Origin of the sequence: Marinobacter antarcticus, assembly GCF_011049865.1 — a bacterium.
GTDB lineage: Bacteria > Pseudomonadota > Gammaproteobacteria > Pseudomonadales > Oleiphilaceae > Marinobacter > Marinobacter antarcticus_A.
Genome location: NZ_DRGY01000072.1, coordinates 1 through 8197, shown reverse-complemented (window position 1 = coordinate 8197; position 8197 = coordinate 1). Strand labels below are relative to the sequence as shown.

The 8197-nt window shown below is 52.5% G+C and carries 8 protein-coding genes; 3 read left to right on the top strand and 5 right to left on the bottom strand.

Features of this window, described 5'->3' with window-relative positions:
• Window positions 1-246: 246 nt before the first annotated feature.
• Window positions 247-1449: a tyrosine--tRNA ligase gene (gene tyrS / locus ENI00_RS09105; RefSeq protein WP_304101494.1), complete on the bottom strand. Its 1203-nt coding sequence runs from the start codon at window positions 1447-1449 to the stop codon at window positions 247-249.
• A 302-nt stretch (window positions 1450-1751) separates the two neighbouring features.
• Here tyrS and ENI00_RS09100 point away from each other — a divergent pair, with 302 nt between their 5' ends.
• On the top strand, window positions 1752-3167 hold the full coding sequence (locus tag ENI00_RS09100) for a peptidoglycan DD-metalloendopeptidase family protein (RefSeq protein ID WP_304101493.1): 1416 nt from the start codon (window positions 1752-1754) through the stop codon (window positions 3165-3167).
• A 5-nt stretch (window positions 3168-3172) separates the two neighbouring features.
• The gene (locus ENI00_RS09095; RefSeq protein ID WP_304101492.1) at window positions 3173-4270 is read left to right on the top strand and encodes an anhydro-N-acetylmuramic acid kinase; all 1098 of its coding nucleotides are present in this window, start codon (window positions 3173-3175) and stop codon (window positions 4268-4270) included.
• A 43-nt stretch (window positions 4271-4313) separates the two neighbouring features.
• On the opposite strand, the gene erpA is transcribed toward ENI00_RS09095, so the two are convergent.
• The 4 genes from erpA to argC form a co-directional block, all read right to left on the bottom strand.
• Complete coding sequence (gene erpA, locus ENI00_RS09090; protein WP_304101495.1) at window positions 4314-4646, bottom strand: iron-sulfur cluster insertion protein ErpA; 333 nt, start codon at window positions 4644-4646, stop codon at window positions 4314-4316.
• Window positions 4647-4730: 84 nt separating this feature from the next.
• Window positions 4731-5210 carry a bactofilin family protein gene (locus ENI00_RS09085; protein ID WP_304101491.1) on the bottom strand — a complete coding sequence of 160 codons (480 nt, stop codon included), beginning with the start codon at window positions 5208-5210 and terminating at the stop codon, window positions 4731-4733.
• Window position 5211: 1 nt separating this feature from the next.
• Complete coding sequence (locus tag ENI00_RS09080) at window positions 5212-5952, bottom strand: DUF6776 family protein (protein ID WP_304101490.1); 741 nt, start codon at window positions 5950-5952, stop codon at window positions 5212-5214.
• A gap of 9 nt (window positions 5953-5961) precedes the next feature.
• On the bottom strand, window positions 5962-6999 hold the full coding sequence (argC, locus tag ENI00_RS09075) for an N-acetyl-gamma-glutamyl-phosphate reductase (protein ID WP_304101489.1): 1038 nt from the start codon (window positions 6997-6999) through the stop codon (window positions 5962-5964).
• Between the two features lie 155 nt (window positions 7000-7154).
• Between argC and ENI00_RS09070 the strand changes: the two genes are divergently transcribed.
• Window positions 7155-8197 (top strand): chloride channel protein (locus ENI00_RS09070; protein WP_304101488.1); only part of this gene is annotated, 1043 nt, incomplete at its 3' end.

Below are 8197 nucleotides of genomic sequence, written 5' to 3'. Positions count from 1 at the left end.
TAATTTGTTAAAGAGCGGTTGAGCCTTGGCTCAATCAAGGTGGCGTATTCTACAGCGAATCGCGACCTTGTCAACTGTTTAATCGAAGAAACTCTGAACTCGTTTTCTTCAATACTTTCAAACAGTTGCCCTTCTCAGAACCCCCCGCCTCAGCGGTGTGTCCCTCGAAGGAGATGCGCATTCTACAGACACACGCAGATCTGTCAACGGGCAATCTTAAAATAACTGAAAATGACCTGAAATCGCTCAAGCAGTGATCAAAACCCGCGCGATTTTTTTCTTTCCTGCCTGAATCACACAACTGTCCCCTTCTACAAAGACCCGCCCGCCCTCAAACTTCTGACCATCTACAAAGACAGCACCACGCCCAAGAACGTCCCTCGCTGCGGCGCCATTCTTAACAAGCCCTGCCAAGCGCAGCAGAGAAGCCATCAATATCTCTGGCTCACCGTCTAGCGACACCTCGACAACGGGCACATTTTCCGGAATTTCTCCGAGTGCAACCCGGTTGCCTGCGGATTTATGCGCAGTTTGAGCAGCCTCTTCATTATGAAAGCGGGTAATAATCTCTTCGGCTAACAGCTTTTTGTAATCCTGAGGATTAGCTCCCTCGCCTACCGCCTTTTGAAACTCTTTCACCTGCTCAATGGACCGCAAACTCAGAAGCTCAAAGTAACGCCATAGCAAGTCGTCAGGAATAGACAGAAGCTTGGTGTACATTTCACCCGGCGAATCATTAACGCCGATATAGTTCCCCAGCGATTTTGACATTTTTTGCACACCGTCCAACCCCTCCAGGATTGGCATGGTCAACACCACCTGGGGAGACTGGCCGTAATGCTTTTGCAGGATACGCCCCATGAGGAGGTTAAACTTCTGGTCTGTACCTCCTAACTCAACATCGGCTTCCAACGCTACAGAGTCATAACCTTGCACCAGAGGGTACAAAAACTCATGAATGGCGATTGGCTGCTCTGCGCGATAACGCTTGGTAAAGTCATCCCGTTCCAGCATACGCGCAACGGTATACTGGCCAGCCAGCCGGATCATATCCACGGCCGTCATTTTGGCCATCCACTCAGAGTTGAAGGCAACACGGGTTTTATCAGGATCCAGGATCTTGAACACCTGCTCTTTATACGTAATCGCGTTTTGCGCTACCTGCTCATCCGTTAACGGCGGACGGGTAGCACTCTTGCCTGAGGGATCGCCAATTTTGCCGGTAAAGTCGCCGATCAGAAAAATCACCTCATGCCCAAGATCCTGGAACTGGCGCAATTTGTTGATCAGGACCGTGTGCCCGAGATGCAGATCGGGCGCTGTAGGATCGAAGCCTGCTTTGATTCGCAGTGGACGACCCTCCTTCAGCTTTGCAATCAGCTCGCCCTCAGGAATCAACTCGTCTACGCCTCGCTTGATAATGGCCAACGCTTCTTCAATAGATGCCATGAATTACCTACCCTCGATCAGTTCCACGAATGTGTCGGTTACAGACCTCAACAAAAGAAATCTGTGAGTTACCTGGAGCCCTGCTAAAGTGAAAGCGTTGAGTTTTTAATCAAAACCAAGCGATCTGGGCGGCGACATTATATCAATGACGTCGCAAAAAATCCGGCGGGCACCGTAACAACCGTAATGTTATGCGCTGTCCCACATGCTTTTTATACGGTAATCTGTTGGTTTGAACCTGAACAACAGCATTAATTGGGTAGTACAACTTGCCGGAATGCCGATTAAAACGGATGCGATACGTGTTGAAAATGTTTCCAAAAACTCACATAACCATTGTTGCAGCTGCCACCGTTGTAGTAACCGCAGCTATTCTCATGAGCCCCAGCGCAGACGTTGAAGCCAAGAGAATGTCTTACACCGTTGATCTGGAGCAAGGAATTGCCTCAGAAGTTAACCGTGAAAAATCCTCACAAAAGCCCGATGCGACGTTGACGCCACGAGCCTCAACGGACCCAACCCTTGCCAAAGCTTCTCCGGAGATGACCCCGGAAGCCGCAAGTGAAGTACAAACTACGGTTGAGCCGAATTCAAAGCCGGAGGCGCGTTTAACCTGGCAATCGTTTGACATCAAATCTGGCGACACGCTGTCTGCAATGTTTAAAAAAGCCGGTTTCAATGATGGCATCATGCTTTCCGTCATTCACGGTGCAGGCGATGCGAAGACGCTACAACGTCTTTATGTTGGCGAAACTATTCGATTTGCAACGAATAGCCAAGACGAGCTTGCGGCGGTTGAACTCAAGCGTAGCCTATTAGAAACATTGAAGATCACGAAACAAGACGACGCTTTCGACGGCCAGACAGAAATACGGGTGCCTGAGTCCAAGCCTGTATACGCCTCGGGCACGGTTAATGGCTCACTGTACACATCCGCCCGGAAAGTAGGCCTTAACGACCGCCTGACAATGGAGCTTTCAGGCATTTTCGGGTGGGACATCGACTTTGTATACGACGTTCGCAAAGGCGATCAGTTTGAAGTGGTCTATGAAGAGCTCTATGTTGACGGCGAAAAATTCGGTACAGGGCGCATACTTTCAGCGCGCTTTGTTAACAGGGGTAAAGAAAGTGTCGCCGTGCTCTATACCGATAGCAAAGGCGACAGTGACTATTATACGCCAGAGGGTAACAGCGTACGAAAAGCATTTTTGCGCACGCCCCTGAACGCAAGAATTTCATCGCCGTTTAATCTCCAGCGGCGCCATCCGGTACTGGATGTCGTTCGCCCTCATGAGGGTACGGATTATGCTGCGCCGCCAGGAACACCGATCAAGGCGTCAGGGAATGGCATCGTTAAATCTGCAGGCTGGAAAGGTGGCTATGGCCGAACGGTTGTTCTGAAGCACGGCGATAACATCACAACGTTGTACGCACACATGAGCCGGATTAATAAGAAAATGAAATCCGGCTTACGAGTTAAACAGGGTGATACGATTGGTTATGTTGGCTCGTCTGGCATGGTAACAGGCCCTCACCTGCATTATGAATTCCGCGTTAATGGCTCGCCGCGCAACTCCCGGACCGTAAAGCTCCCCGATGCCCAACCGATACCCGCATCTGAAATGGCACGATTCAATAAAATCACCGGGCAGCAAGTCGCGCAGTTTGAAGCGTTCAGAAACAATTATCAGCACCTCGCACTGGCTTCGGAAGACTGAGGCCTGTGGACACTTGGATCGGACTTATGTCCGGCACCAGCATGGATGGCATAGATGCCGTACTGGTGTCCTTTCAGGGAACAACCGTCCGCACCCACGGAACACACTCCATATCCTATCCTGAAGACCTGCGGCATCGTCTGATGCTGGCGAGCCAGAATCACGCAACACCGGATGAAATAGGTGAGCTTGGCACACTCACAGGGTTACTTTTTGCAGACGCTGCAGAAAGCCTGATTCGACAGTCTGATATCGCCGTATCTTCGATCCAGGCAATCGGTAGCCACGGGCAGACTCTTCGACATCAACCGTCGGGCCCCGGTCGATTCTCTCTTCAGATAGGCAACCCTGCCATAATCGCAGAGAAGACCGGAATCACTACCGTGGGCGATTTCCGGAGCCGGGACATGGCCGCAGGAGGACAGGGAGCTCCGTTGGTGCCAGCCTTTCATCAACATTTCTTTAGCTCAGACACCGAAGACAGATGCATTCTCAATCTCGGCGGTATCGCCAATATAACCTGGATCCCGTCCAGTCCGGACAGCCCGGTAACCGGATTTGACACTGGCCCCGCCAACGCTTTGATGGATGCCTGGTGTCAAGATCAAACGGGGCGTCCCTATGACGATGGCGGGCAATGGGCACAGGAAGGCATCGTAGATCAGTCACTTCTTACCGACATGCTCTCTGACGCCTACTTCGATCGCCCGGCCCCAAAAAGCACCGGGAAAGAAAAGTTCAATCTGGAGTGGGTTAAAACTCTGGTTCTGCGGCACAAAAAAACCCGGCCGGAAGACGTTCAACGCACGTTGCTGCAGCTGTCAGTGATCACCGCCGTTCGGCAAATGCCGCAATCACCCGCGATGGTTATTTACGTTTGCGGAGGGGGTACTCGTAATCCGTTATTGATGAAAGAACTTTCTCAAGCGCTCAGCCCTATCCGCGTAGTGGATACCGCTAAACTGGGCATTAACCCGCTATGGGTGGAACCAACCGCTTTTGCCTGGCTGGCCCGGCAAACGATGGAGCGAAAGCCAGGAAACCTGGCAGAGGTAACCGGAGCCAAGGGGCCCCGAATACTTGGCGCTATATACCCGGCCTGAGCAAACAGCACACCGCTCTGAACACAGAGGCAATCGAGAAACCTTAAATGGTGAAGGAACTTCCACACCCGCACGTGGAGCTGGCGTTGGGATTCTGAACCACGAACTGGGAGCCTTGCAGGCCTTCCTGATAATCGACCGTCGCACCCACTAGGTACTGATAACTCATAGGGTCGACCAGAAGGATGGCGCCATCCCGCTCCACAGTCGTATCTTCTTCATCCTGACTTTCATCAAATGAGAATCCGTACTGAAACCCGGAACAACCACCACCGGTTACGAACACGCGCAACCTGAGCTCGGGGTTGCCCTCTTCCTCAACCAGTTCGCGTACTTTGTTAACTGCACTGTCGCTAAAAAACAACGGTGCTGCCATTTGCTGCTGGACTACACTCAAGTTCGCCTCCGGATTACCTGATACAACCTGATTGATTATGGTATTCCTGACTAAAACAATCAACTATTCGGACTTTCCACTAACCTCTTCCGATGACTCCTTCACGCCCGTGCCTGGCGGGCCATCAATAGCCCCAATGGCGTTAACAGTGTCCTGAGTCAGTAATCCCGCGGGCTCACGCTGATGAACAAGGTTGCCGTTTACCGACGATCCCATAGCCATCTGGATAAGATTATAGTAAACGCTGCCGTTAATAGCGGCCTTTTCTGCCAGTTCAAGGTGAGCAGACGCATAAACATCACCGTGAACCGTACCGTTAATAATGACGTGGGGCGCCGCTATGTCACCGGTAATTTCACCCACTTCCGAAATCCGCAATACGGCATCGCTGCCCTCTTCAGCCAATACCTTTCCGCGAACATGGCCATCAATATGCAAGCCGCCGGAAAAGTGCACATCGCCTTCGATGACGGTACGCGATGAAATCAACGTATCAAAGTTGCCAACAGGGCGGCGGGGCTTCTGCTTTTTCTTGCCAAGCATTCTAGTTCTCCGTTAGATCATCCCAGTTGAACGTTCTTTCTGCCTGTGACGACTTGCGTCCTTCGGCCTGAGCAACCACCTGCACCTCAAGTGGTTCGAAACCGTCAGGCAACGTCAGCTTACCTTCGACGTCCTGAAAATAACGAAAACGGAATCTCACACCAAGGTCTTCAATTTCCTGAGACAGATCGCGCAGCGCGATGACTTCTTTCTCATCATCACGCATACCGATTATATTGACGGCCACAACGCCAGAAATATAGCTCTTGTTGTTTCCAACCTGCGTCAGCACTAATTTGAAACTGTAATCACCCGTCTGACGATCACCGACCATCGAGAAGCGATCTACCTGCAATCCCTTACTGGTCTCAGACGGCGCCATGATGTTTTTATAAAACGTCAGGTCAGACTTTAACCTACTTACATGGGTCTCCAGATCAACAAGGGTCTGTCGCGTCTGGTTTAACGCCTGTTTGTCGATTAACTTGCCACGCTCCAGGTTCACCAGTTGCTGCTGGGCTTCGCGATGACGGATTTTCAACATCGCGAGCTCGTTTTCCAGCTTATCGTTGGAGGCTTCTACGCTGGTAAAGCGAAAACCTCCCTGCGCCAAGCCTGCCGCGTACCCTGCCGCTGCCGCCACAATCGTGAACACAATGACTATAATCACCCGCCGCAGGCGACTCTTCGGCCGATGGCGGACAACCACATATTCCTCAGCCGGTTTTCGCGGTTCGCTCATTGACGTCCTTCACGGCAGCAATGCAGGTGCTTCAAGGCCAAGTGACTCTCTGAGGCCCAACATAATATTCATGTTCTGAACTGCCTGGCCGGCAGCGCCCTTGACCAGATTGTCGATAACCGAAGAGACAATCACAATGTTGCTCTGTTCCTGGCGGTGCAACGCCATACGGCACAAATTGGCCCCCCGAACACTGCGGGTTTCCGGATGACTGCCAAACGGCATCACGTCAACAAACGGCTCATCTCGGTAACGCTCTTCAAACAATTCCTGCAATGATTCGTAATCCGCCGGGTTCTTCAACTCCGCGTAAAGCGTTGCCTCGATACCACGAATCATGGGAATGAGGTGTGGCACAAACGTAACGCCCGTTTGAGTGCCTGCGGCCGCAGACAAACCCTGACGAATTTCCGGCAAATGACGATGCCCCGAGGCGCCGTAGGCCTTGAAGCTCTCTCCTATTTCGCCATGAAGCATACCGACCTTACCCTGCCGTCCACCGCCACTGGAGCCGGATTTTGCATCTGCAATCAGCCGCGACGGATCAACCAGGCCTTGTTCAAGCAACGGCAGAAAACCCAACTGAACTGCGGTGGGATAACATCCCGGATTGGCAACCAGTTGGGCCCGGGCAATTTCATCGCGCGCAACTTCCGGCAGTCCGTAAACGGCTTTTTCAACCCACTCGGGCGACTCATGAGGCATGCCGTACCATTGCGACCATACCTTTAGATCCTTGAGTCGAAAATCAGCGGAAAGATCAACAACCCGCACACCGGCAGCCATCAGTTCCGGGATCATGCGCATGGCAACGCCGTGTGGTGTTGCAAAAAACACCAGGTCGCAGGCTGCCAAAACACTGGGGTCAGGTTCCGAGTAGGCCAGATCAAAGTGCCCTCGGAGATTCGGATACATATCGGCCACCGGCACGCCTGCCTCCGATCTGGACGTAATGCAGCTAACCTTTACATCGGGGTGAACGGCGAGAATTCTGAGCAGCTCGACGCCGGTATATCCGGTGCCGCCAACGATACCTACTTTAATCACCTTGCTCTCCAGTAGCCTCGTGTCAAATTTACTAAGTTCAATCGCGTAGTCTACCATGATAAACCAACGACTTATTGCAGCTTACAGGGCGACCGTTACAATGATGTCACAAACCCTCTGGCAGGCCACTCTCTCGTACCGGAATACCGGCATTCATGAATAAAACATGGCATCAGATTAGCAAAAAACTGGTCACTGCTTTTCCGCGCCGAATGTCCGGCGTTGACTCGTTGCCACAACTGGCGGTTTTGGGGTTATTATCCGGCCTGATCACCGGTGGAGTGATTCTGGCTTTCCGCCTCGCGATTGAGTGGCCACTGGGATATTTTTTGCCCGGAGACAGCTCAGCAGTGTTCGCCTCTGAGGCGTTCGAGCGTCTGGACGTTTTTACACGAGGGGTTTTGCCTTTTGCCGGCGCTCTGGGTATCGGCTTTTTTTTGCACCGTCTGGCAACCCACGATCGAAAAGTGGGGGTCGTTCACGTTATGGAGCGGTTGAACTATCACCAGGGTTATATCACCGCCAAAAGTGCGTTGATTCAATTTATCGTGGGCGTTGCAACGGTGGCCACCGGGCAGTCTGCCGGCCGTGAAGGCCCGGCGGTGCATTTGGGCGCCGCTTTCTCAAGCCTGATGGGGCAGTGGATGAAACTGCCGAACAACAGCATACGCACCCTCGTCGCCTGCGGCTGCGCCGCCGCTATCTCCGCCTCATTCAACACGCCCATTTCCGGGGTTATTTTCGCCATGGAAGTGGTGATGATGGAATACACGATCGCAGGCTTTACGCCCATTATTCTTGCCTCAGTCAGCGCTGCGTTCGTCACCCAAACCGTGTATGGAACAGAGCCTGCCTTCAACGTTCCGGCGCTGACGATGAACTCGCTGCTGGAGATACCCTGGATTCTGGTCATTGCCGTCGTTATCGGCATCTCGGCCGCGCTTTTTATACATCTGGTCGATTCCATGCGGCGGTTCAGTCACCGGCCAATTCTACTGCGCGTGCTCATTGCCGGGGCGCTTATGGTGCCTGTTGCTGTGCTGGTGCCCCAAACCATGGGAATTGGCTACGATACCGTTAATGCAACCATTAATGGCGAACTCGGGCTCTGGCTTTTGCTCAGCGTGGGCATGGCCAAACTTGTGATTACCGCCCTCACGGTTGGCCTGGGAATGCCCAGCAGTATTATTGGCCCCAC